Origin of the sequence: Variovorax boronicumulans (assembly GCF_040544675.1) — a bacterium.
Taxonomy (GTDB): Bacteria; Pseudomonadota; Gammaproteobacteria; order Burkholderiales; family Burkholderiaceae_C; genus Variovorax; species Variovorax boronicumulans_D.
In genome coordinates, this window is the sequence record NZ_JBEPKK010000009.1 from 1 (window position 1) to 23,538 (window position 23,538).

The window sequence follows — 23,538 nt, forward strand, 5'->3', positions numbered from 1 at the left end:
GAACTGCAAGCCGTTCACATGGACAGCAACGGCCAATTCGATCCTCGAAAAACTCACCCGCCTATGCGGGCGAATTAACGGGACAGGACACTAGTTGCTATCGAGCGGCAGTGGCCAGAGCGGATGAACTCCTGTCTGTCTTGGGTCAGTAGGCACCCATGTAGTCGCGCTTACCAATCTCAATACCGTTGTGGCGCAAGATGGCATAGGTGGTGGTCACGTGGAAGAAAAACTGCGGCAGTCCATAGTGCAGAAGATATTTGCCTGCGGTCAGCTTCTTTTCCTTGGGGGTGCCGGGGCGCAATACGATCTCGCGGCTCTCGCTTGAATCAAATTGCTCAGGCTTGAAGGAGCCGATATGGGCCAAAGCTTTGGCGATCAACGCTTGCAGGTCGGCGAAGCTGACCTCAGTGTCGGGCCAGGACGGCACCTCGGCACCAGCCAGGCGGGAGGCAATGCCCTTGGAGAAGTCTGCGGCGATCTGTACCTGACGTATCAGCGGAAACATGTCAGGGAAGAGCCGCGCCTGCAGCAGCGCATTGGGATCGATGTTTTTTTGCGTCGCGTGGTCTTCGGACTTCTTGAGCACGTCGGACAGGGCGCGCAGCATCTGCTGCAAGACGGGAACGGAGGCGCTGTACAGCGGGCTGGTCATGGTGAGTTCACTTCTAAAATTTGGCACGATGGCCGGAGTTGGCGTGGCAGAGGCCTGCCGAACATGCAAGGCTAACAGCACAGGGCGACATGAATCGCCCCGGCATTTGTGGCTAGCTTCTCTTCCCGTTGGTAGTCGGAGCAGCCGCGTTGAAGGGCAGTTCACTGGCAAGAAGGGGACGTCAATTGCAGACGCACGACAGACCGCGATCGCTGCAATGCCGACTTCGCCGGATGAGCGCAAGCACCTGCGTCATCTTGCCCCGATACTCTTCAGTCGCCTGCATCCAAGCCAATCAGCATGCCCGAACTCCCCCACAGCCCAGCCGCCGACCGCAACAAGCAACCCATCCTCGATGCATTGACCCGCATCGTCGGCCAGCACGCCACCGTGTTGGAGATCGCATCCGGCACGGGCCAACACGCCGCCTGGTTCGCCGCCTCGATGCTCCAATGGACCTGGCAACCCACCGACGCGGACCCGCGCATGCTTCCCGCGCTCGCAGCCCGAGTCGCAGAAGCCGCGCTTACCAATCTCCACCCGCCGCTTCTGCTCGATGTCATGTCACCTCAATGGCCATCGCAAAGATTCGCGTTCGCTGAAGAAGGGGAGGAGCAAAAGTTCGACGCCATCTACTGCGCCAACATGCTCCACATCGCCCCCTGGCCCACATGCGCGGCCCTGATGCAAGGCGCCGCGCGGCATCTGCGTTCTGGCGGGTTGTTGACCACCTACGGTCCGTACTTCGAAGACGAAGTCCCACCGGCGCCGAGCAACCAGGCGTTCGATGAAGACTTGCGCGCCCGCAATGCCGCATGGGGCATCCGCCGCCTGGAAGACGTGGCCGCAGAGGCGCGCCGGGCAGGCCTCGTGTTGCGCGAGCGGCATGCGATGCCTTCGAACAACTTGCTGTTGGTCTTCGGCTTCCAGTAAATACTGCGGGCCGCGTCCGACGCGGCGCCTGTGCTTGCGTTTCGGGCCTTCGCTCCCAACAACCCATTCGACCCACACACGAACCTATGAAGAACCTCGCTGCTGAAGTTGTCCGATACCTCTGGGCCTTGACATTCCTGGCCGACGACACGTTTCGCGACGAAGACTTTGTCGCTGACGAGATCGAGCGGATCAGTTTCGAAATGTCCGACGCGTACTTGCCCGAGGAGCAGCAGGCCGTCATGGCGGAAGCTCGGGCCTGGCTGGCCGCAGCCACTGCAGAACCGGACGCCGATGGGTACACGCCACGACGACTGTTGACGCCGGAGCAGCGTGAGTTTCTTGAATCGCTGGCCACTGGGGCTTTCATGAACGCTGGCGAGTGAAGTGCTTTATTTCGCGTGAGGCGTCGTCCGCATCCAATGGCATCAACCGCATTTCTCCGAGGCCTCGCAACATGAAGACGATGCGCCTTGAAGGCCAGAACTTTGCCGACCTCTTGGCCCCGACGGATGCACAAGTTCGGCAAAGAGTGCGCGCACTCTGGAGCGTGGGAAAGCACTCGTACGTATCGCTGACGCGCGATGAAGACGGAAGCTATGTCCAAGTGGCCGGTGGCCGCGCGACCTGCATGGTGGAGCGGTTCGACGCTGCAACCGGAAAGCGGGAGAGGGCGTTCCACGACACGCCGAGCCCGATCTATCCGGACGGAACCCTGCTCGTGTTTGGCGCGGGCGAACTGTCACTCAAGTCCGACGAGTGGTTCGTGGCGGATGCTGTCGTGGAAATCTTTCTGTGCTTCAAGGAAGCGCGCCCCTACCCGGACACTGTGCATTGGCGTGCTGCACCGGGCTTCTGACATTCGACACGCAGTTTTCGAATGAAGTGATGAGCAGTCGAACAAGCCTGTCAACACAGCCTTGACACCCAAAGACCGCGATCAGTATCTTCATCGCCATGAAAACAATGAAGTGGATTGAAGTCCAAGGCGCATTGCTGGCCGTGGAGCACGAGGCAAACCAAGGCGCAACTGGGATGCCGATTCTTTTCTTGCACGCCAACGTCGCAGACCGACGCATGTGGCACGGCCAATGGGACGCGTTGGCAACAACCCATCCCTTGATAAGTTATGACCGAAGGGGCTTCGGAGAATCGCGCACCTTGTGCTCGACGACGCATTCAAGCGTGGCCGATCTCTGGGCGGTGATGGATGCGTTGGGATACGACCGGGCGGTGTTGGTCGGCTGTTCCTTGGGAGGCCGCGTTGCAATCGATGCGGCATTGGCTCGATCGGACCGGGTGAGCGGCTTGGTTGTCGTTGCGCCCGGGGTGAGTGGTGCGCCACCCGCACAACATGGCGATTCGGTAAAAGCATTGATGGATGCGATCAGCGCTGCGGCGGCGCTAGGCGACCTGAATGCAAAGAATGAACTTCAGGCGCGTCTTTGGCTGGATGGTCCCTCGAGCCCTCCGGCACGAGTGGAGGGCGAGGTTCGCCGACTCTTTCTTTCGATGAACGGCACCGCTTTGCAGGCCACCCACCCCGGCGTGGCATCCGAGGAGCCTTCGGCATGGGAGCGCATGGACGCGATCCAGGTACCTACGCTCGTGCTGTGGGGCGACCTTGACCTGCCGCACTTGCAAGAGAGATGCAAGTTGCTTGCGCAGCGCATACCTGCGGCTCAGAGTTTCGTACTTCCAGGCACAGCGCATCTGCCGCCACTCGAGGCACCCCAGCAGTTCAACTCGGTGCTCGGGAGATACCTCGACAACTTGCAAGTTGAGAAGCCGAGGCATCTGCGACTCCCCACGATGCAACGCTTCATCACCGACATCCTCACCAACCGCAACAACCGCGCAATCCTCGAGCGATGGCACGCCCTGGACTTGCCCGACGGATGGCTCGTCGCCGGCTGCCTCTTTCAGACGGTGTGGAACCTGCGATCCGGCAATGCGCCGGAGGCAGGCATCAAGGACTACGACCTTTTCTACTTCGATGCCACCGACACGAGCGACGAAGGCGAGCGCCGCGTGCAGGCGCGCGCCGATGCAGCGTTGGCCGACCTCGGCATCACGGTCGAAGCATCGAACCAGGCGCGCGTTCACCTCTGGTACGAATCGTATTTCGGCCATCCCTGCGAAGCTTTGCGCAGCAGCCACGATGGCATCGACCGCTTCCTTGTTCCGGCGACATGCGTCGGCGTTCGGCCGGGCGAGCTCTACGCGCCGAATGGCCTCTCCATGCTCTACGACGGGCTGCTGACGATGAACCCGCTCGTGCCGCATCGCGAGCTGTTCAACAAGAAAGCCGCGTCGTATCGCGCGCGATGGCCGTGGCTAAAGATTCGGGCAGACGGTCTTTCGCAGGCTGAGGCGGGGCCGCGCTGAACGGTTGTTTGATGGATCGTGTTTTCTCAACGGCACCACTGCTGCTCGCACGGCACGCCATCGTTGTTGCCGTCCATCTTCACGCCCGGGCAGTTGTTCAGGAAGTAGGTGGCCTCGGCGCACGAACTCATCTGCGAGCAGTGCGTGCGGCCGTCGCACGAGAATTTCGCCGCTGAAGGCGAAGGGCCCGGCTTGCTGGAAAAGTTGAGCGCCGCTGGCGCGTCTTCCTGCGCCATGGCCGCCAGCTTCTTCGCCTGGTAGTGCTCGTAGCCTTTCCAGGCGCCGAACGCCAGCAGCGCGATCAAGATCAGTCGCATCATGTTCTGTCTCCTCCGCCCCCGGGCGTGTGCGCGCGAGCTTAGTCGAGCCATCGGGAAACGGCCAGAATCGGAAACCCCTGACACCACACCTCCTCATGCTGAAGAAAACCCTCGCCGTCCTCGCCCTGCTGCTGCTCGCAGCAGTCGCCTATCTCGCGCTGTGGCCGGTTCCGGTCAAGCCCGTGGTCTGGTCCGCGCCCGCCGACCCCGGCTACACCGGCGCCTTCGCGGTGAACGACGGGCTGGCCCATCTCAACATGATCGACCTGGGCCGCGAAGAGGGTCCGGAGCACATCGCCATCGGCCCCGAGGGCAAGCTCTACACCACGGTGTTGAGCGGCAACATCCTTCGCATGAAGCCCGACGGCACCGCGCAGGAAGTGTTCGTCAACACGGGCGGGCGCGTGCTCGGTTTCGACTTCGATGCGAGCGGCAATCTCATCGCGGCCGACGCCATCAAAGGGCTGCTGTCGGTCAGCCCTTCGAAGCAGATCACCGTGCTCACCAACCAGGTCGACGGCCAGCCGATCCGCTATGCCGACGGCGTGGTGGTGGCGCGCGGCAGCGGCACGATGTATTTCACCGATGCATCGACGCGTTTCTCGCCGGCCGACTGGGGCGGCACCTTCGAGGCCAGCGTGCTCGACATCCTGGAGCAGTCGGCCACGGGCCGTGTGCTGGCCTACGACCCGGCCACCAAGGCCACGCGCGTGGTCGCACGTGGGCTGGCGTTCGCGAACGGCATCGCATTGAGTGCCGACGAAAAAAGCCTGTTCGTCGCCGAAACCGGCAAGTACCGCGTGTGGAAGCTCAGCGTGGACGCGCGCAATCTCGACGTGGCCGCGGCCGCCGGCAACCCGCCGCAGGCCCGTGTGCTGCTCGACAACCTGCCCGGCTACCCCGACAACCTCATGCGCGGGCTCGACGGCAAGATCTGGGTGGGCCTGGTCAAGCCGCGCAACCCGACCATCGACAAGCTGGCCGACAAGCCTTTTCTGCGCAGCGTGACGATGCGCCTGCCGCGCGCGATGTGGCCGGTGCCCAAGGCCTACGGCCATGTGGTCGCGTTCAGCGAAGAAGGCAAGGTGTTGTCGAGCCTGCAGGATGCGACGGGTGCCTACCCCGAGACAACGGCCGTCACGGAGACGCGCGACCGGCTCTATGTGCAGAGCCTGCATGCGAAGGGCCTGGGGTGGTTGAAGCGTTAGCCCGACACGCCACAATACACACCGCTGCCGAGGCAGTTTTCTCCCACCAGAACACAACGACATCGATCGCATGCGTAGCTTTATTTACTACTCCCTGATGCTCCTGCTCGGCTTCGCCTGGTACAAGTTCGGGCAGAAATTGCTTCGCAAAGGCTACCGTGATGAGCGCGGCGAACTCACGGAAGGCATGGTGGGGCCGGTGGGATTCCTGATGTGCGCCGGCGTGGCGTGCTACCTGTTCTTTGCCATGATGCGCGCGTTGATTCGCGGCGAGGTGCCATGCCTTGGCAGAGGTTGCCAGGGTGTGGTCTACACCCTGGCTGCAAATGCCGGCGACTACTGGGCCAACATGTTCTTCATGTTGTGGCTCGTACTGGGCTTGGGCTATGCGTTGTACGTGACGTACAAGATCTGGTTCCGGCTTTAGCGCGCTGCCGCCAGGCCGAACGCCCGCTGCTCAAACAGGCGCGTAGGCGCCCGTGCCATCCGGCCAGGTGGTGAGCACCTCATGGCCTTCGGGCGTGACCGCCACCATGTGTTCCCACTGCGCGGAGAGCGACCTGTCCTTGGTCACGACGGTCCAGCCGTCGGCCAGTTGCCGGGTGTCGCGCTTGCCCGCGTTGAGCATCGGCTCGATGGTGAAGACCATGCCCGCTTGCAGCGTCAGGCCCTCGCCGCGCTGGCCGTAGTGCAGCACCTGCAGGTCTTCGTGATAGACCTGCCCGATGCCATGACCGCAGTACTCGCGCACCACGCTGAAATGCTCCCGGTGCGCGACCGACTGGATGGCATGGCCGATATCGCCGAGCGTTGCGCCGGGCCTGACCTGGCGGATGCCGGCGCGCATGGCTTCGTAGGTCGTCTCCACCAGGCGCCTGGCCAGCACACTGGGTTCGCCCACGAAGTACATGCGGCTGGTGTCGCCGAACCAGCCGTCCTTGATGACCGCGACGTCGATGTTGACGATGTCGCCTTTTTTCAGGATTTTGTCGGGGGAGGGGATGCCGTGGCAAACCACCTGGTTGACGGAGGTGAGGATGGTTTTGGGGTAGCCCTGATACCCCACGTTGGCCGGAATGGCGCCCTGCACGTTCACTATGTGGTCGTGGCAGATGCGGTCGAGCGCCTCGGTGCTCACGCCCGGCACCACATGGGGCTCGATCATGGCAAGAACCTCCGCCGCGAGCATGCCGGCGCGCCGCGCCATCTCGATCTCAGCGGCGGACTTGATGCGGATGTTGCGCGCCATCAATGCTTGCCGTTGACCGATGAGCGGGGCTTTGCCGGCCCGGCCGACCGGGCCGCACCGGTGGTGACAGCGGCGGCGATGTCCAGGCCCCCGGCGAGCTCGGCCCGTATCAACATCTGGCAGATGTCCCGATAGTCCAGCTCGGGATGCATCTCGGTCAGCATGCCGACCCGCATCCAGTGCTCTGCCTGCGCATTGATGGACCTACTGAGCGCGTTACCCGCAACGCGCAGGTTCTCGTGCATCAAGTCTGAAATCTTGACGATACCCATTGGCAACCTCTGTATGAAACGTATATGGAATATATGCGTTTCGTATGGCCTGAGGGCGCCCGGGTGTATTGCGCGGCTCCAGCCCGAATCAGTCGGTATGCGCCACGGCCTTGATCTCGATCAGCTGATGCGCAAACGCCAGCCCCGCCACCCCGATGAGCGTGACGGCCGGCCGATGCGCGCCGATGTACGCCTTGAACACGGGCACCAGCGCCTCGGTATGCGCCTGAGGGTCGGTCACGTAGATCACCAGCTCCGCCAGGTTGGTCTTCGTCACGTTGAAGCCTGCCAGCACGCGGTCGAGGTTTTCCAGCGTCTGCCGCGTCTGCGCGGCGATGTCGCCCTCGCCGACGAAGCCGCCTTGCATGTCGTGCGAAAACTGCCCCGAGATGTAGATGGTGCCGTTCACGCTGTACCCTTGGCCGACGCCGAAGGCCTCTTCCCATGGCACGCCGTGGCTGTAGAGGGTGGGCTGTTGTTTCATATGCGCTTTCCTTTCGTTTTCGAATCGGGGAGGTGATGAGAGAACGACTGTAGTCAGGCCATTGACGAAACGGCTTCCACACAGACGCGACGAACCATCCCCATCGACTGATCGATTGACCGACCGACTCACCTACCTGCCCATGCTGCGCGCCAACCTGAACGAGATCCTGGTCTTCATGGCCGTCGTCGACGAAGGCAGTTTCATCTCCGGTGGGCAGGCCATGGGCCTCACGCGCTCGGCCGCCGGCAAGGCCGTGGGGCGCCTGGAAGACAGGCTCGGCGTGCGCCTGTTGAACCGCACGACGCGCACGCTGAGCCTGACCGACGAAGGCCGTGTGTTCTACGAGCGCGGCTTGCAGATTCTCTCGGCGGTCGACGAGGCGGAGGCCAGCGTGGCGGGCACCGGCAGCACGCCGCGCGGTGTGCTGCGCCTCACTGTGCCCGATGCCTTCGGCCGGCTCGTGGTGCTGCCGCTGCTCGCAAAGTACCTGCAGGCCTGGCCCGAGCTTCAGGCCGAAGTGAGCTTCAGCGACCGCGTGGCCGACATCGTCGAAGACGGCTTCGACCTGGCCGTGCGCATCGGCGTGCAAGAGACGGGCGCGGACACGGGGCTGGTCTCTCGCGTGGTCGCCAAGTACAAGGCCGTGCTGTGCGCCTCGCCCGCCTACATCGCCGAACGCGGCGAACCGGCGGACCTCGAGGCGCTCGCGGCGCACGCGTGTCTTTATTTCAGCAGCCGCAACCACAGGCAAAGCTGGCGCTTCCGCGGCGACGACGGCGCGTGGGTCAAGGCCCAGGGCCGCAGCCGCCTTCGGCTGGACAGCGGCGAGGCCTTGCGCGATGCGGCCGTGGCGGGGCTCGGCATTGCGTTTCTCCCCGACTTCCTGGTGGCCGGCGACCTGGCCGCGGGCCGTCTTCGGCAAGTGCTGACTGGCCTGGACGCGGGAGACGTGAAGATCCTCGCGCTCTATCCGACACGGCGCCTGCTGGAGCCGCGTGTGAGGCGCTTCATCGATCTGATGGTCGAAGAGCTCGGCAGCTGAAGAGGCCGCTGGCTGGCTGGCTGGCTAGCGGCACATGTTGTAGCCGCCGGTCTCCAGATGAAGATGGTCGCGGTGTGCGGCGTTGTAGTCCGGCCCCAGCACCCCGTCGAAAAAGCGGCAGGCCCCGCGGTGCGCATCGCGCAGCAGCAATGCCTCGGGCGTTGGGGCGAGCTCGGTGCTCGAAGGCGCTTGTGCGCCCGCCGCCGTTCGGGCTGAGCTTGTCGAAGCCGGGCTCTGCAGCCAGTCGCGCAGCACGTTGATGCGCCGGCCGTCCGCCAATGTCAACCCGGCCACATCCAGTGCATCGGCCGTCGCATGCCGGCTGCGCGACGCACCGGGCACGGCGCCTTCGCCGCGGTTGACGTTGCGGCAGGCGTAGCTGCCGAGGTGCTCGATGCTCGCCACCGATTGCCCGAAGTGCTGACGGGCCGCCGGCTGAAGCGCGTGCCGCTCCCACATGAAGAACGACAGCGCCATCGGGCAACTCAGCGAGGGCGCGGTGCCCAGGCGCACGCCGGCGGCGCGCAGCCTCACGGCGTTCTCGAAGCCGCAGCCGGGGCCGGTGACGCGGTCGGGCAACAGGTCGTAGCGCATGCCGGTCTTGGCAAGCGCGTCGAGGCAGCGGGTGGGCTCGCTGCGTGCGCGCGCGAGCTTGAAGCCCGTCAGCCAATCGGGCGGAGCCATGACGTCGAGCGGCGCCCATGGATCGAAGCGCTCCGGAATCTCGACCCTGCCGCTCATGACGGCCCATGCGCCCACCGCAAGCGCGGCGCAGAACGCGGCGCCAAGCCAGCGTTTGCGGCGCGAAGGCGCGGGGCTCAACGGATCACCAGAAGGCGCCAAGGCTAGGGCACCTGCCGCAGCGCCGGATAGGGGTTGATCGCCGTCCCCTTCCACCAGCGCTTGTCCGCGTCGAGCAGGAACACGGCGAAGTGCAGGTGCGGCACGTTGGGCGGCGCGTTGCCCGTGGTGCCCACATAGCCGATGACATCGCCCCTTCGCAGCGCCATGCCTTCGCGGATGTTGTCCGCGTACCGGTCGAGGTGGGCGTAGTAGTAGGCCAGCCGGCCGGCCGGGTCGAACTGATAGACCGTGAGCCCGCCCGGCACGCTGGTGAAGAGCTTGACCAGCTTGCCGTCGTCCACGGCGCGCACCGGCGTGCCTCGCGGCGCGGGAATGTCGAGCGCCTCGTGCGAGCCGCCCGTGCGCCGGTCGGTGAAGGTGTCCTGCAGCACGGACCCCTGCACGCCTGCGATGGGCATCGCGATGGCGCGTGCCGCAAGCAGGGCGGTGCCGCCGGCCGGTGCGGTATCGACGGCCTGCGCCGATGCAACGCCCCAGGCCGCGCAAAGCCAAAGGCCCGATGCGCACGCCGCCAGAACGCGAGTGGCCAATGCCGTCACACGCGTTCCTACGCTCGAACCTCGACTGCAAAACCGGCCTTGGCCAGCTGCGACAGCCGCGCCGCGTTCCAGTTGGTCAGGTGGATGCAGCCGTTGGTCTCGTCGTGCCCCACGCGCTCCGGCGCCGGCGTGCCGTGAATGCCCCAGTGCGGCTTGGAAAGGCCCATCCAGATGTTGCCCACCGGGTTGTTGGGCCCCGCGGCCACGTCGACCTTCTGCGCATCGGGCCGCACGCCTTTTTTCAGGAGGGCGGGGTTGTAGGTGAACGTGGGGTTCTTCACTTCGTTCGTGATCTTCATCTTGCCCACCGGCAGCGGATCGAGCGGACCGCCGATGCTGATGGGAAAGCCGGCAAGCGGCTGCCCCTTGCCGTCGAGCACGAACAGCATGTGGTCTGCCTTGGCAATGCGGATCGATCGGGCCGAGGCCACCACCCGCGCGTCGGCAGTGGTTGTCGCGCCGACCACGATGATCGAATCGCCGGCCTTGAAGGCCGAGCCCTTGTTCAGGTCAGCCAGAAGACGCGGCGCCATGTGATGCCGCTCCGACAAGGCTTCCTTCAGGTTCTCGTAGTCAAGCGACTTCAGTTTCGCGCGCTCGGCCATGTCGCGCGGCGTCGGCGTGAACGGGCCCGCGGCGTCCTTCTCGGTGATCGTGTAGGTCTCGAAGAGCGGTGCGGCGTCCGCGGTCAACGCCGCCCAGGTGGCGGCATCGACCTTGCCGGTGATCGCGAGGCCGTTGGCCTCCTGGTAGGCGGACACCACGCGCCGCATGTTGGCGCCGAAGCCGCCGTCGATCTCGCCGGGGGAGAACCAGACGCGGTCCAGCAGGATCTGCGCGCGCACCACAGCGGGACCCTTGGAGCCTTGCGCCAGAACGGGCGTGCTGCTCGCTGCGTTCAGCTTGTCCAGGGTGGTGGATGAATCCTGCTCAGTCGGCTTTTTCTTCGCAGCCCATGCGGACCAAGGCGCTGCGATGGCGCAAGTTGCGAAGGAGGTGGCCAGGAACGCGCGGCGCGATGAACCGGTGGTTGGGTGTTGTGCGTTGATCGTCGGCATGCTGCGGTCCAGTCAAAGCCCGAACCCTAAGAGCCTCGATGCGCGCGCGCTGTAGTCTGACGCTGCCTTCCGTTGTGCGACGTGCGCTTGGTGCGGCAGGTCAGAATGCGGGCAGCGCGCCGCGCGACGGCACGTCGATAGCCAAATCACCGTGAAGGCAAAGCGTATGAAGAGCCGCATCATGTACATCGAAGCGAAGTCTGGAGGCCTGACCGGCCCTGCGCGCATCGGTCGCGTGACGTTCTCCAAGTCCGGAGCAACGCTCTACTACGGTGGGAAGTCGTTTCGCAGCCTCAAGGGAAGCGGCTTCAAATCGAATTACTTCGAGGTCGAAACCGGCGATCACTACTGGATTTCAGGCCCACGCAAAGATGGGAAAGACGCTCTCTATGCCACCCACATTCAGCCCGTCATCGATGACGATGTGCGCGTCGAATACTGGTCGACGCTCCGTGGAGCGAACGCTTCGCGACCGAGCGAACCGCAGCCAGTCTGAGGCGATCAGGCGAAAGTCCGAGGCAGCTGCATGAAAATCGCCCTCAAGCTCCTGCTCGCATACCTTTTGGCGAGCTTCGTGATGACGGCGTTCTCCGTTGCTCTTCATCCGTCGCATCCCCACATTCCTGCAGCGGTGGCGCTGCTCTTTTTTCCACTCGTGCCGGCGCTCATGTTCAGGGCCGCGTTGACAAGCGGCCTCGGATGGGCCGAGGCGCTTTCGATGGGCGTTTTTGTGCTGGTGTTCGGCGGAGCCGCGTGGTTTGCTTTTCGCCGGCGAGTCGCTGCCGACCGGGCCGAAACGCAAAAGCCCTAACGCAGCGGCGCCATCGTCGGCGCCTTGTGGCTCTGCGGCACCTTGGGCCTGGGCTTGGGATTGGACTGCGGCTTGGCCGGTGCGGACGGCGACATGAACTCGTACTTCAGATCGAGTTCGCGCTTCAGTGCCTTCCAGCTCGGCACGGGCCCTGTGTCCGAATTTCTCAGGCACTTGCCCGCGATGTAGGTCTTGTCCGCCGCGCGCTCGTACTTGAGCAGCAACCCCGAGACGCTGCCGATGTAGGCGTCGATCTCGAAGGATTTCGCGACGCCGATGTCTTCTTCGGAAAACTCGTCGGGCTTCATCGTCATGCCCGCGCGCGCCATGTTGGGGTGCGTGTGAAAGTAGGCGACGGCCACGGCTTCGGCACCGACGGGCAGGCATCCCTTGTTGAGCAGTCGATGCCCAGGATCGACGCTGTTGCGCTCGCCGATGAAGTAGGGCGCCACGTAGTACTTGGTGTTGAGCTTGCAGATCATGCCGCCGTACTCGTTGCCGCTGTTGATCGACTGCAGCAGCAGTGCCTGCAGCGCGGCGCGGGCGGCAGCCTCCTGCGTGTCGAAGGCCTGGTCCGGCTTGGGGAAAGGGTGAGAGACGTAGGTGGCCATTGCGCAAGTCTGACCAGGGCCGAAGCGATTGACCATCTGCCGGATTGGATAGGTCTGGCGGCAGACCTGAGGGCGCGTATTTCCGGGTCAGGACCTCGCCAGCCGAGGCTCTGGCCCGGTATCGCTGACCCCGGCGCGCCTATCGGCCTGCCGAATCTTCCGGCCGGGCCTGCACGAGCGGCTCCAGCGCCGCGCGCAGCCGTCTGATTGCGAGCTCGTGGCGCAGCGTCTGCGCCCCTCGCCCGTACGTCATCGCCTTGCGGATCAGCCGCAGCTGCTCGCGCTGCAGTTGCGTCTTCAGGCGCCTTGCGCGCAGGCCGAAGGTCCATCCCATTTCACGGCGCACCTTGTACCGCTGCATGGGGGCGCCCAGGCGGACCCATTCGTCGTCGCGGATCAGTTCGCGCTCGGGCACGAAGTAGGCCGCGAGCGAATGGAGGTACGCGCCGTTCTCGCGCGCCGCCACGCGCCAGAAGAGCCCGGCCGCCAGCATCGCGGGAATGCCCTTGACGAAGAGCATCACGGCCATCTCGCCATAGCCGCCGTCGAACAGGTCTTCCAGCCACGGCGAGTTCCAGATGAAGTGCATGGCCCATGCGAGCGCGAAGCACAGCAGGGCGCAGGCGATGCGCGTGGCCATCGATCGCTCCGGATGCAGCAGGAACCACGCGACGCCGAATGACGCGATGGTCGTGCAGGCCGCGTGGCTCCAGAGGCCGCTCAAGAGACCTCGCGTGAGCAGGTTCAGCAGCACCGGCGACACCTGGTTCTCCAGCGGAAAGTGCATGGATGCGTTGACGGTGTAGCTCAGGTTCTCGACCACCTGAAAACCCAGCCCGGCCATGGCGCCGACGATCAGCACCGAGAGATACGTCTGGAACTGGTTGCGCGCCACCAGCACCAGCAAAATCACGCCCGCGAGCTTCAGGAATTCCTCGGTGATCGGCCCCGCGATGGCCGGCCCCCACACCGCCACGAAATCCGGCGACACCAGCTTGGCGCACAGGCCCTGAATGGCGATGTTCGCCGGCGCGGCGAAGTACACCGCGCCCAGTCCGCCCCATGCAAAGGCCAGCACGAAGGCCTCGGGCGGGTGCTGCTCCAGCAGATCGAGCGTGCGAAACACCTGCACAAAAGCCAGCGTGTAGATGCCCCACACCAAGAGGCCCAGCAACGCGGTCACGGGGACCACGCGAAAGCCCATCGAGAACATGTGCAAGATGTAGAATAGGCCGTTGAGGATCAGCGCCGCCAGCAGCCAGAAGGCCGCGCGCCGGGGCTGGAAGAAGGAGTCGGTGCCCAGCGGCCATTCGCCCCGGTCGTACACGGAAACCAGCGGCTTCATGGCGAGGCCTCCAGGTCCATGGAATCGAGCATGTCCTGCGCATCGGCCAGCGCTTCGTTCAGGCCGTCGCTGCCGCCGTAGACGTCGATCTGCACCAGCGACCGGCGCCGCAGGTCCACCACTTGCCAGAAGCGGCCGGCCAGCTTGGAGCCGTAGTACGCGAAGGTCTTGCCCTGCAGGCCCCAAGCGGTGACAAAGCCCGACACCTCGCCCTCGATGCTGAGGCCCTGGCCGCGCTCCATGAGCCGCTGCTGCCGCACCAGCGGGCCGTCGGGCCCGCCCGCCCAGGGCTGCGTGCTCACCAGGAACTTGTGGCCGCCCTTGAAGAGCATCAACGACTGGCCCGCCCTGGAGCGCGCCACATCCATCTCCCATCCTTCGGCAGGAACGAAGCGGGCATGGCCCACGGACACCGTCTCGCCCGGCGGCAAGGGCCGGTTGCCGGGCGTGCGGTTGTTCCAGTAGGTCAGCCCGCCCACGTAGGCGGCGATGGCCAGGAGCACCGCGAGCGCGCCTGGCCAGGTGCGGTAGGGGATGCGGCGTGAGGGCTCGACCATGGATTGAAGACGGCCTGCGCCGGTTATCTTGGATCCTTTTTGTACTTCGCCAAGATGAGCCGCAAGTCGCTTTGCACGTCTTTGAACGCGACCGAGACGATTTCCGCCATTTGCTTCGTCAGGTATGTCTGAAGGGCGAGGTTGGCTTCAACAGAGGCTGCGTTGTATCGGCGGCCGGCAGACGAAGAAAAGAAACTCACAGCAGCATCGAGTTCCTCCTCCGACAGCTTGTTCTCGTACTGCGCTGCAAAGAAGGCGGCGAACTTTGCTGCGGAGACCGAGTGGCATGCCCTGGATTGATACCTGGCATACAGCTCGACCACCTCTGGCCAATAGGCCGATTGCGGGGAGATGCCTCCAAAGTATCCCGGCTCGACGGAGAAGATGCGTTTTGGGTCGAAAGGCGAGCCTTGTGGCTTGCTGCATTCAGCGAGATATTCGGACGCACTACGCTCAACCTGCATGAGTTCCGTCAACTGCGTCGCAAGCGCCGCTTTTCGGTCTGATCCGGCAGCCTCTGAGGCCACTGGTGAAAAAATGGTCAATGCAAGACAGAGGGGGACAAGAAGCTTGGAGAGCGATTGCATGAGGGGCTGGTTTTTACTTGATGAAGACACGCCGTGAGCGAGCTATCTGTCGATACAGATGCCGTGCAACTCAAGTCTACGACCGCTTTTTTGCTTCGCTTCGGCCAGAGCATCCCGAGCCGCGAAAGACTTGCGGCGAGGCGCATCCGTCGAGCCGCTAAAGTCGGCCCACGTCCACAAGACCTGTCTTCCCAACATGCCCGACACCACCGTGCCAACGCCACGTTTTCTACGTTTGCAACGTTCCCGCATGCCGCTGTTCCGATTGCTTCCGATGGGCGTCTTCCTGCTGATGGTGGGTTGCGCGAGTCCGCCTGCGCCGCAGCGGCCATCCGTCTCCAGCATTCCGCCGCTGAGCGCCGAACAATCAAACAGCATCGCGATCCATGCGCTCGGCCTCGTCGGCACGCCATACCGCTACGGCGGCAACACGCCTGACGGCGGCTTCGATTGCAGCGGGCTCATCGGCTATGTCTACCGCAGCAGCCTGGGGCAGGTGCCGCCGCGCACGGTGTCGCGCATGGCCAGCTTCGGGCGGCCGGTGCCGGTGTCGGACCTTCGCACGGGCGACCTCGTGATCTTCGGTGCGTCCACGCACGCGGGCATCTACGTGGGCGACAACCGATTCGTGCATGCGCCGTCGACCGGCGGCGAGGTGCGGCTCGACCGGCTGGACGGCGTGTACTGGTCGCGCCAGCCGATGCAGGCGCGGCGGCCCTGAACGCTTCGGTTGCCCTCTGAGCGCATCGAGCGGATCAAGCTTGGAAGGGTGAAAGGGGCGAGCCCGGCGCGCCTTGTGCGTCCAGGCCCGCTGGCGTTGAGCGGCGGGCGGGCGTTCGAAGTACCCGGGTTTCCCCAGGGTTATCCATTACGCAGTGCCACGCACCCCGCCCACGCGGTCCGACGGATGGCAAAACGCGCCCGCGCGGCAAGACTCCTCGACTCCAATATCTAGGAGACATCCGCATGCACAGCATCCGACGCCATCTGGTGTGGCTGGTCGTGGCCGTGGTCGGCGCATTCGCGCTCGGCACCGTCGCCCTGACCCGTGGTGAAAGCGTCAACGCCCTCTGGGTGGTGGCCGCCGCGATCTGCACCTACCTGATCGCCTACCGCTACTACAGCCTGTTCATCGCCGACAAGGTGCTGGAGCTGGACGGCAACCGCAAGACGCCCGCGCACCGCCACAACGACGGCCTGGACTACGTGCCGACCGACAAGAACGTGCTGTTCGGCCATCACTTCGCGGCCATCGCGGGCGCTGGTCCGCTGGTGGGCCCGGTGCTCGCCGCGCAGATGGGCTACCTGCCCGGCCTCTTGTGGATCCTGGCGGGCGTGGTGTTCGCCGGGGCGGTGCAGGACTTCATCATTCTTTTCATCTCCACGCGGCGCGACGGCCGCTCGCTGGGCGACCTGGTCAAGCAGGAGATGGGCGTGGTGCCCGGGATGATCGCGCTCTTCGGCACCTTCATGATCATGATCATCATCCTCGCGGTGCTGGCGCTGATCGTGGTGAAGGCGCTGGCCGAGTCGCCGTGGGGCACCTTCACGGTGGCAGCCACGGTGCCGGTGGCGCTGTTCATGGGCATCTACTTGCGCTACATCCGCCCGGGGCGCATCGGCGAGGTGTCGCTGATCGGCTTTGTGCTGCTGATGCTCGCCATCTTCGGCGGCCAGGCCGTGAGCCAGAGCCCCGAGTGGGCGCCGCTCTTCACCTTCGACGGCAAGGCGCTCACCTGGATGCTGGTGGGCTACGGTTTTGTCGCCGCGAGCCTGCCGGTGTGGCTGCTGCTCGCGCCGCGCGACTATCTTTCGACCTTCCTGAAGATCGGCACCATCATCGCGCTGGCCATCGGCATCGTGTTCGTGATGCCGACCCTACAGATGCCGGCGATCACGCAGTTTGCGCAGGGCGGCGGGCCGGTGTGGTCGGGCAGCCTGTTCCCGTTTCTCTTCATCACCATCGCCTGCGGCGCGGTGTCGGGCTTTCATGCGCTCATCTCCTCGGGCACCACGCCCAAGATGCTGGACAACGAGCGCCATGCGCGCTTCATCGGCTACGGCGGCATGCTGGCCGAATCGTTCGTGGCGGTGATGGCGCTGGTGGCCGCATCGTGCATCGAGCCGGGCATCTACTTCGCGATGAACAGCCCGGCCGCGCTGGTGGGCAGCACCGCGCAGCAGGCGGCGGCGACCATCTCGAGCTGGGGCTTCGTGATCACGCCCGAGATGCTGATTCAAACCGCCAAGGACGTGGGCGAAACCACCATCCTCGGCCGCGCAGGCGGCGCGCCGACGCTGGCCGTGGGCATGGCCCACATCCTCCACCAGGTGATCGGCGGGCAGGCCATGATGGCCTTCTGGTACCACTTCGCGATTCTGTTCGAGGCGCTGTTCATCCTCACGGCGGTGGACGCCGGCACCCGCGCGGGCCGCTTCATGCTGCAGGATTTGCTGGGCAGCTTCGTGCCCGCGCTCAAGCGCACCGATTCGCTGCCGGCCAACCTGATCGCCACCGCGCTGTGCGTGGCGGCCTGGGGCTACTTTCTCTATCAGGGCGTGGTCGATCCGCTGGGCGGCATCAACACGCTGTGGCCGCTCTTCGGCATCTCCAACCAGATGCTCGCGGCCGTGGCCTTGCTGCTGGGCGTGGTGGTGCTGTTTCGCATGAAGCGCGAGCGCTACGCGTGGGTGGCCATTGCGCCGGCCGCGTGGCTTCTGGCCTGCACGCTCACGGCGGGCTGGCAGAAGATCTTCTCGGCCGATCCGAAGATCGGATTCCTTTCGCATGCCGCCAAGTACACCGAAGGCCTGGCCAACGGCGTGCTGGTGGCGCCCGCGAAGACGCCCGAGGCGATGTCGCGCATCGTCTTCAACGACCGCCTCGATGCGGCGCTGTGCGCGCTCTTCATGTTCGTGGTGCTGAGCGTGCTGGTCTACAGCATCAAGGCGTGCATCGCGGCGCGCGCGGCCAACCGGCCGACCACGCACGAGACGCCGTTCGAGCCTGCCGCCGGCGCATCGGTGGCGGCGCACTGAACGAGCGCGGCCATGGGTCTCGCATTGCCGGAAGCCGGGCGCTACTTCGCCCGCTCGCTCAAGCAGTCGCTGCGGCTGATGGTCGGGCTGCCCGACTACGACGCGTACCTGACCCATATGGCGGCCACGCACCCGGACCGGCCGCCGATGAGCTACGAGGCGTTCTTCAGGGAGCGGCTGGAGGCGCGGTACGGGGCGGGGAAGGGGCGGTGCTGCTAGCGGACGTTTGATCGGGGCGCCGATCATCGGTTGGGCAGCGCGAGCAGCACCGTGGCCGAACGCGCCTTGCGCGGATGCTACTTTCGGGTGCTTTCGGAGTGGGTGCAGGCGCTTCCATAATCAGGCAGAGCCTGCCCTCGCCCCGAGCGGTGGCCCCTGCAGGGAGTCCCATGTCCATCCTCAACGGTGCGCGTTCGCGCACCCGCCTTGCGCGATGAAGCGGCGCGTTGAGATCACAACGCCGCTTGGCGATGCGCTGAAGTTCCACCGCCTGGTCGGTCGTGAAGCCCTCAGCGAGTCCTACGTCTTCGATCTGGATCTGATCGGCAATACCAATGCCATCGATCCCAAGGCTTTGCTGGGCAAGACCGCCCGCGTGGCGGTGCAAACCGAAACCGGCACTCGATACCTCGCCGGCATCGTCACGAGTTTCGGTCTGTCGCAAGAAGATGCCCGCCGGTCCTTCTACAAGATGCGGCTGCGCCCGTGGCTGTGGCTGGCCACCCGCCGTTCCGATTTCAGGGTGTTCCAGGATCAGACGGTCCCCGAAATCATCGCGGTCGTGCTGGGGCGCTACGGCTACCCGATGGAGCAGAAGCTCAGCCGCGGCTATCGCACCTGGAGCTACTGCGTTCAATACGACGAGGACGATTTTTCGTTCACGTCTCGCCTGTGCGAGCACGAAGGCATCTATTTCTACTTTCGCCACGAAGCCGAGCAGCACGTGCTTGTGTTTGCCGACGACATTGCCATGTCGCACGGACCGCTGCCCGGTGGCGAGACCGTGCGCTACCACCCCCACGAGCGATCCGGCATGACCGGCGGCCTGGAGTCCAGCGAGCGCGTGCATGAATGGGAACTGTCCGAAGAGGTGCGCTCGGGTCACCACTACCGCGACAACTACGATTTCGAGCACCCAAAGGCCGACCTCGCCAGCCTGCGGCAATTGCCGCCCGGGCACGACCACGACGATCACGAACTGTACGAATGGCCCGGCGACCATCTCCAGCATGGCGACGGCGAGACCGATGCACGCATCCGCAACGAAGAGCAGTTGAGCGAGCGCAGCCGCGCCAAGGGGCGCGCCAACCTGCGCGAGCTGGCCCCCGGCCACACGATCCGGCTGGGCGGCCATCCACGAGCGGACCAGAACCGGCAATACCTGCTGCTCGGCGTGGCCTACAACCTGCAGGAGAACCTGGAAGCCAGCGAAGGCTCGGATCGCAACGGTGCGGTTCGCACGGAACAGGGTTCGGTCCAGCAGTTTGCCTTCGACGCGCAACCCACGACCTATGCATGGCGTCCGAGGCGCACCACGCCCAAGCCGCGCACGCGCGGCCCGCAGACCGCCATGGTGGTCGGTCCGTCCGGCGAGGAGATCTGGACCGACGCCTACGGACGGGTGAAGGTGCAGTTTCATTGGGACCGGCTCGGCGAACACAACGAAAACGCCAGTTGCTGGGTGCGCGTGTCCACGGCCTGGGCCGGGGCGACCTTCGGTGGCACTGCGTTGCCGCGCATCGGGCAGGAAGTGATTGTCGATTTCCTGAACGGCGATCCGGATTTTCCGATCGTCACCGGGCGCGTCCACAACGCCGACGAAATGCCGGCGTGGCAGTTGCCCGACCAGAAGCATTTCTCGGGCATCCGCAGCCGCGAGCTGGGCGGCGGACGCAGCAACCACATGGTGCTCGATGACCTGGGCGGCAAGATACAAGCCCAGCTCAAGAGCGACCACCAGAGCAGCAGCCTGAGCCTCGGGCACATCGCGCGCATCGAAGACACGGCGGGCCGCAAGGACTTGCGCGGCCAGGGCTTCGAACTGCGCACGGACGGACATGGCGCGGTGCGCGCCGCCAAGGGCCTGCTGGTCAGCACCGAGCCTCGACCCAACGCACAGGCGCATGTCACCGACATGCGCGAGACCGTCGCGCGCCTCGCACAGGCCCGCGCCCTGCACGAGGGCATGTCGCGAGCTGCCCAGGAAGCCAAGGCGCAAGAGGCTGGCGATCAGGACGGGGTAGCCAAGGCGCTGAAGGAGCAGGGCGACGACATCGAGGGGCAGGGCGGCAACAAGGGGCAAGGCGTATTCCCGGAGTTTCAGGAACCGCATCTGACACTGGCAAGCCCCGCCGGAATACAGGCAACAGCACAGGGTTCGACGCACGTCGCAAGCGGCGATCACACAGCGCTCACGAGTGGCGCGCACATCAGTTTTGCGGCGGGCAAGAGCTTGCTGGTATCTGCCAAAAACGCAGTGCGCATGGTTGCCCACAAGACAGGCATGAGGTTGACGGCTGCGAACTCGGACATCGATATCACGGCCCTGAAGAATGCCGTCAATGTGGTCGCGAAACTGAACATCAAGATGGAGGCGAATCGAATCGCGATCACCGCCACGGAAGAAGTGGTGGTCAACGGCGGTTCGAGCTACACACGCTGGAATTCCGGCGGCATCGAGAGCGGTACCAATGGAATCTGGCGTGAGCATGCGGCCACGCATTCGATGGTGGGGCCGAAGAGCTTGCCGGTTCCGCCGATGGACCTGCGGTTTCCCAATCTGGACCTCGGGCCGTACAAGGCCGACTATCAACTCTTCAAAACCGACAACCGCCCCTTCGAAGGCTACGCCTACGAAATTCATGATCGTCAGCACGAGCTGATGGAGAGCGGCGATACCTCCAAGGCGGGGCAGACGCGCATGGTCAACAGCGAGATGTCGATCGGACTGAAGGGCTACAAGTCCATCATGCGCGAGAGCGAGCGCGTGACCGAGAACTGGTCGTCGGCGCTCGACGCCAAGGCGCGAGAGGCCGAAACCCGCAGCACGCCGACGCCGGGCAGTACGCCTGAAGGCGAGGTCGCGTAATGCCCTTGCCTGCCATCGCCTGGGGCATCATCGAACTGACTGCTATTGCCATCACGGTCCATGAATTGGGGGTGTTGGCTGAAGACCTGTATGAAGGTGTCCAGAAATACAACAAGGACATCGGCAAGGCCAAGGAGGAGGTGCGCAAAGTCATCCAGAGCGTCCAGGACGAAATTGCCAGGAAGATCGAGGACAAGGAAGAGGTCGCGATCCTGCTGGCACTGGAGGCCGCCGATCCTCAGGGGCAGAACACTCGCAAGGCTGCGGGTCGGGGTGCCACGGATGCCACCATCAATGCGGCCATCGAACAGAAGATCCCCTTTCGCGATGCGATCAGCCAGGTATGCGCCGCCGCCGACCGCATGCCCGTTCTGAGCCTCCGGCGAAAGAAGGGCGTTTCGATCAAAGACCTGCCCAAGGCCAAACGCAAGATCCTCGAAGAGTTGTTGGCGCTGTCGGTCGAGGAGTTGACCGATGTGGAGCTTGAAGAATTCTTGGTGATCAGGCTGAAGCAACTGGCGGTCAACCTGTTGTTCGAGTTCGTGGACGAGTGCCTGAACTGGGCAAGTCCTCTGAAATGCGAGGTCAACTTCGGGCCTGTGCCCGGGTTCGAGGATCATCCCGTGGAAGGAGCCACCAAGCTCAAGCGGTTGGGCAAGATCAATCCGTTCTACCCAACCCCGTTCCAGTACCGCAGAGGGAGCATCTCGGCGGACTTGATGATCTCCGAGTACCGTCATCAGCGGCCCGACAAGGGCAACATCTTTGCAATTGTGGAGATCAAGTTTCCTGGGGATCGAATTGAGGTGAAGCAGTTCGAGGCATACAAGTTTCTGCTTGAAAGAGCGGCCAAAGTCAAAACAGGCCGCGCGCCCATCACATTCCAAGGAAAACCCGTCAGTTCGGGCGGCCGGCTGGCGCTGTTTCGATACCCAGAGGACGTCGCGGTACATGGGAAAAACGAGCCTGAGAAAACAGACGAGCACAACAAGAAGGAAGAGCCCGCGCAGCAAAAATCAGAGAAACCCAGCGTCAGATCGCGACACGGCAGAAAACGAGGCATTCAATGAGCACAGCGGAACTGTTTCTCCAACCTGAGGAGATCGAGAAGTTCATCCGCGAGAGCAAGATTGCTCCGCAATGGTTCTATGGCTACCCTGGTCGAGAGTTAGGCATCTGCCCGTATGTGACCTTCTACGTCTACCACCGGCCAGATGCCTATATGGTGTTGGCAGACAAGTTCATCACCGTCTGGGAACGGTTTGGCCAACTCATCGATGAGCCGATCAAGAAGGTATTCAAATCGCGGACCCAGGTGTGGCTCAACTCAGGGGACAGTCGGTTCCCGGCGGATCTGCGAGTCGAGGCGGCGCATCATGAGAAGGAGTTCGAGACTTTCTATCTGATGGCGACAGACATGGAATCGCCTGATGCTTCACCGTTGTGGTCGTATGCAGCGCGCGTTTGTCACGTGCCTCAAATGGGCTACAGCACGCTCAAGCTGATCTTCTGCTACGACTGGTACGAGGACGGCAATCAGGCGCGGTGGCGCGATTTCGTACTTGATTGCATCAAGTCGCTGCGACCTGAGCAGGCATACATGGGCTATGAGGTCGGCAACGGCGGGCTCGGGGTAATGGGGGGCTATGAATCCGATGTGTTGGAGCGCATCTGTTCTGACTATTTCTATGGGCTTGACATTGATCACCCGTCGAATATGGGCTTTCATGCCAATGATGACGAAGATGGGTACGTCAATCCAGCTCGACTCGGCGCTGGCTTGCGCCCGCCCACCTGGTGCTTCATGCTTTCGCCGGTATGGCAACGCAAGCTGGGCAAGCCCGAGCACCAGATTCGTGTCGAACTGGCCGACCCGCGCATCAAGATCACTGCAGTTCCCTACCCACGGGACGCACTCAACCCCGAGGGTGCGAATGGTCTGTGGATCGAGTTGGGCGATCTCGACCTGTATCCGGTGGAAGACGGCGTGCCCGATGTACTGGTCAAGGCCAACCGTCTGATACGCCCGGTTCGCTGCGACGAGTTGAACCTCAACACGCTCGATCCGTGGGACGGCGATCCCAACCCACGGTTCGGCTACGAAAGTTCGCTGCGTTGGATGCGCCGGTTCGACGAGGACAGCGATTGGCCCAGCGCGGAACAGCGCCCCAAGCCTGCGCTCGATGAAGGCGGCAAGGGCAAGAATCCATCGGAACGAGAGTCCTACGTCCCTGGCGGCGAGCCCTGCCCAAAGGCTGGCTGGTGGTTCACCCTCGCGCAATCGCAGAGCCGGCGCTACTTCGAGAAGGGCGACGTCATGCCAATCATTGAGGGCAGTTCCTTCGGCGACACCTACTGGCAGCCGGCAGGCGATGACGAGGCCGGCAAATGATGGAGCGCAGTTGCGCCTGGTGTTTCGCCCATCCGATGTTCACTTGACCCGCGCGGAACGCGGGTGATAGCCTGCCTCGCACGCTGCTGCCGT

At 64.1% G+C, this 23,538-nt stretch carries 27 protein-coding genes and 1 pseudogene; 16 read left to right on the forward strand and 12 right to left on the reverse strand.

All coding sequences use genetic code 11. The features are described from left to right. Window positions 1-145: 145 nt before the first annotated feature. Window positions 146-655, reverse strand: coding sequence for a DUF1993 domain-containing protein (locus tag ABIC90_RS16630; RefSeq protein ID WP_354355808.1), 510 nt, complete (start codon window positions 653-655; stop codon window positions 146-148). A gap of 300 nt (window positions 656-955) precedes the next feature. On the opposite strand from ABIC90_RS16630, the gene ABIC90_RS16635 reads away from it, so the two are divergent. From ABIC90_RS16635 to ABIC90_RS16655, 5 genes and pseudogenes are all read left to right on the forward strand, one after another. Then, on the forward strand, window positions 956-1,588 hold the full coding sequence (locus ABIC90_RS16635) for a DUF938 domain-containing protein (protein ID WP_354355810.1): 633 nt from the start codon (window positions 956-958) through the stop codon (window positions 1,586-1,588). Window positions 1,589-1,674: 86 nt separating this feature from the next. After that, the gene (locus ABIC90_RS16640; RefSeq protein ID WP_354355812.1) at window positions 1,675-1,974 is read left to right on the forward strand and encodes a hypothetical protein; all 300 of its coding nucleotides are present in this window, start codon (window positions 1,675-1,677) and stop codon (window positions 1,972-1,974) included. A gap of 71 nt (window positions 1,975-2,045) precedes the next feature. Then, window positions 2,046-2,447: a hypothetical protein gene (locus ABIC90_RS16645; RefSeq protein WP_354355814.1), complete on the forward strand. Its 402-nt coding sequence runs from the start codon at window positions 2,046-2,048 to the stop codon at window positions 2,445-2,447. A gap of 176 nt (window positions 2,448-2,623) precedes the next feature. Next, window positions 2,624-3,322: pseudogene (locus tag ABIC90_RS16650) on the forward strand (alpha/beta fold hydrolase); the annotation flags it as partial. Between the two features lie 78 nt (window positions 3,323-3,400). After that, window positions 3,401-3,976, forward strand: coding sequence for a nucleotidyltransferase family protein (locus ABIC90_RS16655; protein ID WP_354356255.1), 576 nt, complete (start codon window positions 3,401-3,403; stop codon window positions 3,974-3,976). 26 nt (window positions 3,977-4,002) lie between these two features. Here the strand turns inward: ABIC90_RS16655 and ABIC90_RS16660 are convergent, their stop codons facing one another. Beyond that, window positions 4,003-4,296 (reverse strand): excalibur calcium-binding domain-containing protein, encoded by a 294-nt coding sequence (locus tag ABIC90_RS16660; protein WP_354355816.1) that lies wholly within the window; start codon window positions 4,294-4,296, stop codon window positions 4,003-4,005. A gap of 95 nt (window positions 4,297-4,391) precedes the next feature. Between ABIC90_RS16660 and ABIC90_RS16665 the strand changes: the two genes are divergently transcribed. Further along, window positions 4,392-5,504, forward strand: coding sequence for an SMP-30/gluconolactonase/LRE family protein (locus tag ABIC90_RS16665; protein WP_354355818.1), 1,113 nt, complete (start codon window positions 4,392-4,394; stop codon window positions 5,502-5,504). A 70-nt stretch (window positions 5,505-5,574) separates the two neighbouring features. Further along, window positions 5,575-5,931 (forward strand): hypothetical protein, encoded by a 357-nt coding sequence (locus ABIC90_RS16670; protein WP_354355820.1) that lies wholly within the window; start codon window positions 5,575-5,577, stop codon window positions 5,929-5,931. 30 nt (window positions 5,932-5,961) lie between these two features. On the opposite strand, the gene map is transcribed toward ABIC90_RS16670, so the two are convergent. From map to ABIC90_RS16685, 3 genes are all read right to left on the reverse strand, one after another. Next, window positions 5,962-6,753 (reverse strand): type I methionyl aminopeptidase, encoded by a 792-nt coding sequence (map, locus tag ABIC90_RS16675; RefSeq protein WP_354355822.1) that lies wholly within the window; start codon window positions 6,751-6,753, stop codon window positions 5,962-5,964. After that, entirely contained in the window at window positions 6,753-7,025 is a 273-nt protein-coding gene (locus ABIC90_RS16680) for a ParD-like family protein (protein WP_354355824.1), read from the reverse strand. The genes map and ABIC90_RS16680 overlap by 1 nt, the downstream gene beginning before the upstream one ends. 88 nt (window positions 7,026-7,113) lie before the next feature. Next, window positions 7,114-7,509, reverse strand: coding sequence for a RidA family protein (locus ABIC90_RS16685; protein ID WP_354355826.1), 396 nt, complete (start codon window positions 7,507-7,509; stop codon window positions 7,114-7,116). Between the two features lie 115 nt (window positions 7,510-7,624). Here ABIC90_RS16685 and ABIC90_RS16690 point away from each other — a divergent pair, with 115 nt between their 5' ends. Continuing rightward, the gene (locus ABIC90_RS16690; protein WP_354355828.1) at window positions 7,625-8,554 is read left to right on the forward strand and encodes a LysR family transcriptional regulator; all 930 of its coding nucleotides are present in this window, start codon (window positions 7,625-7,627) and stop codon (window positions 8,552-8,554) included. A gap of 24 nt (window positions 8,555-8,578) precedes the next feature. On the opposite strand, the gene ABIC90_RS16695 is transcribed toward ABIC90_RS16690, so the two are convergent. From ABIC90_RS16695 to ABIC90_RS16705, 3 genes are read right to left on the reverse strand one after another with little or no spacing between them, the layout of a single operon-like run. Continuing rightward, a complete protein-coding gene (locus ABIC90_RS16695) occupies window positions 8,579-9,376 on the reverse strand; it encodes an extensin-like domain-containing protein (RefSeq protein ID WP_354355830.1) in 798 nt (265 codons plus the stop codon). A gap of 23 nt (window positions 9,377-9,399) precedes the next feature. Then, complete coding sequence (locus tag ABIC90_RS16700) at window positions 9,400-9,948, reverse strand: M23 family metallopeptidase (RefSeq protein WP_354355832.1); 549 nt, start codon at window positions 9,946-9,948, stop codon at window positions 9,400-9,402. A gap of 17 nt (window positions 9,949-9,965) precedes the next feature. Further along, window positions 9,966-11,015, reverse strand: coding sequence for a L,D-transpeptidase family protein (locus ABIC90_RS16705; RefSeq protein ID WP_354355834.1), 1,050 nt, complete (start codon window positions 11,013-11,015; stop codon window positions 9,966-9,968). Window positions 11,016-11,181: 166 nt separating this feature from the next. On the opposite strand from ABIC90_RS16705, the gene ABIC90_RS16710 reads away from it, so the two are divergent. After that, window positions 11,182-11,511 (forward strand): 1-deoxy-D-xylulose-5-phosphate synthase, encoded by a 330-nt coding sequence (locus ABIC90_RS16710; RefSeq protein ID WP_354355836.1) that lies wholly within the window; start codon window positions 11,182-11,184, stop codon window positions 11,509-11,511. Between the two features lie 30 nt (window positions 11,512-11,541). Next, window positions 11,542-11,826 (forward strand): hypothetical protein, encoded by a 285-nt coding sequence (locus tag ABIC90_RS16715; protein WP_354355838.1) that lies wholly within the window; start codon window positions 11,542-11,544, stop codon window positions 11,824-11,826. Here ABIC90_RS16715 and ABIC90_RS16720 read toward each other — a convergent pair. From ABIC90_RS16720 to ABIC90_RS16735, 4 genes are all read right to left on the reverse strand, one after another. Then, window positions 11,823-12,437, reverse strand: coding sequence for a DUF4329 domain-containing protein (locus ABIC90_RS16720; RefSeq protein WP_354355840.1), 615 nt, complete (start codon window positions 12,435-12,437; stop codon window positions 11,823-11,825). The two genes, ABIC90_RS16715 and ABIC90_RS16720, sit on opposite strands and share 4 nt — an antisense overlap. A 139-nt stretch (window positions 12,438-12,576) precedes the next feature. Then, window positions 12,577-13,782: a PrsW family intramembrane metalloprotease gene (locus ABIC90_RS16725; RefSeq protein WP_354355842.1), complete on the reverse strand. Its 1,206-nt coding sequence runs from the start codon at window positions 13,780-13,782 to the stop codon at window positions 12,577-12,579. Continuing rightward, the gene (locus tag ABIC90_RS16730) at window positions 13,779-14,339 is read right to left on the reverse strand and encodes a hypothetical protein (RefSeq protein WP_354355844.1); all 561 of its coding nucleotides are present in this window, start codon (window positions 14,337-14,339) and stop codon (window positions 13,779-13,781) included. The genes ABIC90_RS16725 and ABIC90_RS16730 overlap by 4 nt, the downstream gene beginning before the upstream one ends. A gap of 23 nt (window positions 14,340-14,362) precedes the next feature. Next, window positions 14,363-14,926: a DUF2059 domain-containing protein gene (locus tag ABIC90_RS16735; protein ID WP_354355846.1), complete on the reverse strand. Its 564-nt coding sequence runs from the start codon at window positions 14,924-14,926 to the stop codon at window positions 14,363-14,365. Window positions 14,927-15,122: 196 nt separating this feature from the next. Between ABIC90_RS16735 and ABIC90_RS16740 the strand changes: the two genes are divergently transcribed. From ABIC90_RS16740 to ABIC90_RS16765, 6 genes are all read left to right on the forward strand, one after another. Continuing rightward, a complete protein-coding gene (locus ABIC90_RS16740) occupies window positions 15,123-15,647 on the forward strand; it encodes a C40 family peptidase (RefSeq protein WP_436318219.1) in 525 nt (174 codons plus the stop codon). A 245-nt stretch (window positions 15,648-15,892) separates the two neighbouring features. Next, window positions 15,893-17,965 carry a carbon starvation CstA family protein gene (locus ABIC90_RS16745; RefSeq protein WP_354355850.1) on the forward strand — a complete coding sequence of 691 codons (2,073 nt, stop codon included), beginning with the start codon at window positions 15,893-15,895 and terminating at the stop codon, window positions 17,963-17,965. A gap of 12 nt (window positions 17,966-17,977) precedes the next feature. Beyond that, on the forward strand, window positions 17,978-18,184 hold the full coding sequence (locus tag ABIC90_RS16750) for a YbdD/YjiX family protein (protein WP_093058085.1): 207 nt from the start codon (window positions 17,978-17,980) through the stop codon (window positions 18,182-18,184). Window positions 18,185-18,398: 214 nt separating this feature from the next. Then, window positions 18,399-21,053 carry a type VI secretion system Vgr family protein gene (locus ABIC90_RS16755; protein ID WP_354355852.1) on the forward strand — a complete coding sequence of 885 codons (2,655 nt, stop codon included), beginning with the start codon at window positions 18,399-18,401 and terminating at the stop codon, window positions 21,051-21,053. Further along, window positions 21,053-22,123: a hypothetical protein gene (locus ABIC90_RS16760; protein WP_354355854.1), complete on the forward strand. Its 1,071-nt coding sequence runs from the start codon at window positions 21,053-21,055 to the stop codon at window positions 22,121-22,123. Before ABIC90_RS16755 ends, ABIC90_RS16760 begins: the two co-directional genes overlap by 1 nt. Further along, window positions 22,120-23,445, forward strand: coding sequence for a hypothetical protein (locus tag ABIC90_RS16765; protein ID WP_354355856.1), 1,326 nt, complete (start codon window positions 22,120-22,122; stop codon window positions 23,443-23,445). The genes ABIC90_RS16760 and ABIC90_RS16765 overlap by 4 nt, the downstream gene beginning before the upstream one ends. Window positions 23,446-23,538: the final 93 nt, after the last annotated feature.

Coding starts and splice junctions, on each gene's coding strand:
- ABIC90_RS16630 (WP_354355808.1), bottom strand. CDS start 655: ATGACCAGCCCGCTGTACAGCGCCTCCGTTCCCGTCTTGCAGCAGATG.
- ABIC90_RS16635 (WP_354355810.1), top strand. CDS start 956: ATGCCCGAACTCCCCCACAGCCCAGCCGCCGACCGCAACAAGCAACCC.
- ABIC90_RS16640 (WP_354355812.1), top strand. CDS start 1,675: ATGAAGAACCTCGCTGCTGAAGTTGTCCGATACCTCTGGGCCTTGACA.
- ABIC90_RS16645 (WP_354355814.1), top strand. CDS start 2,046: ATGAAGACGATGCGCCTTGAAGGCCAGAACTTTGCCGACCTCTTGGCC.
- ABIC90_RS16655 (WP_354356255.1), top strand. CDS start 3,401: ATGCAACGCTTCATCACCGACATCCTCACCAACCGCAACAACCGCGCA.
- ABIC90_RS16660 (WP_354355816.1), bottom strand. CDS start 4,296: ATGATGCGACTGATCTTGATCGCGCTGCTGGCGTTCGGCGCCTGGAAA.
- ABIC90_RS16665 (WP_354355818.1), top strand. CDS start 4,392: ATGCTGAAGAAAACCCTCGCCGTCCTCGCCCTGCTGCTGCTCGCAGCA.
- ABIC90_RS16670 (WP_354355820.1), top strand. CDS start 5,575: ATGCGTAGCTTTATTTACTACTCCCTGATGCTCCTGCTCGGCTTCGCC.
- map (WP_354355822.1), bottom strand. CDS start 6,753: ATGGCGCGCAACATCCGCATCAAGTCCGCCGCTGAGATCGAGATGGCG.
- ABIC90_RS16680 (WP_354355824.1), bottom strand. CDS start 7,025: ATGGGTATCGTCAAGATTTCAGACTTGATGCACGAGAACCTGCGCGTT.
- ABIC90_RS16685 (WP_354355826.1), bottom strand. CDS start 7,509: ATGAAACAACAGCCCACCCTCTACAGCCACGGCGTGCCATGGGAAGAG.
- ABIC90_RS16705 (WP_354355834.1), bottom strand. CDS start 11,015: ATGCCGACGATCAACGCACAACACCCAACCACCGGTTCATCGCGCCGC.
- ABIC90_RS16710 (WP_354355836.1), top strand. CDS start 11,182: ATGAAGAGCCGCATCATGTACATCGAAGCGAAGTCTGGAGGCCTGACC.
- ABIC90_RS16715 (WP_354355838.1), top strand. CDS start 11,542: ATGAAAATCGCCCTCAAGCTCCTGCTCGCATACCTTTTGGCGAGCTTC.
- ABIC90_RS16720 (WP_354355840.1), bottom strand. CDS start 12,437: ATGGCCACCTACGTCTCTCACCCTTTCCCCAAGCCGGACCAGGCCTTC.
- ABIC90_RS16725 (WP_354355842.1), bottom strand. CDS start 13,782: ATGAAGCCGCTGGTTTCCGTGTACGACCGGGGCGAATGGCCGCTGGGC.
- ABIC90_RS16730 (WP_354355844.1), bottom strand. CDS start 14,339: ATGGTCGAGCCCTCACGCCGCATCCCCTACCGCACCTGGCCAGGCGCG.
- ABIC90_RS16735 (WP_354355846.1), bottom strand. CDS start 14,926: ATGCAATCGCTCTCCAAGCTTCTTGTCCCCCTCTGTCTTGCATTGACC.
- ABIC90_RS16740 (WP_436318219.1), top strand. CDS start 15,123: ATGCCCGACACCACCGTGCCAACGCCACGTTTTCTACGTTTGCAACGT.
- ABIC90_RS16745 (WP_354355850.1), top strand. CDS start 15,893: ATGCACAGCATCCGACGCCATCTGGTGTGGCTGGTCGTGGCCGTGGTC.
- ABIC90_RS16750 (WP_093058085.1), top strand. CDS start 17,978: ATGGGTCTCGCATTGCCGGAAGCCGGGCGCTACTTCGCCCGCTCGCTC.
- ABIC90_RS16755 (WP_354355852.1), top strand. CDS start 18,399: ATGAAGCGGCGCGTTGAGATCACAACGCCGCTTGGCGATGCGCTGAAG.
- ABIC90_RS16760 (WP_354355854.1), top strand. CDS start 21,053: ATGCCCTTGCCTGCCATCGCCTGGGGCATCATCGAACTGACTGCTATT.
- ABIC90_RS16765 (WP_354355856.1), top strand. CDS start 22,120: ATGAGCACAGCGGAACTGTTTCTCCAACCTGAGGAGATCGAGAAGTTC.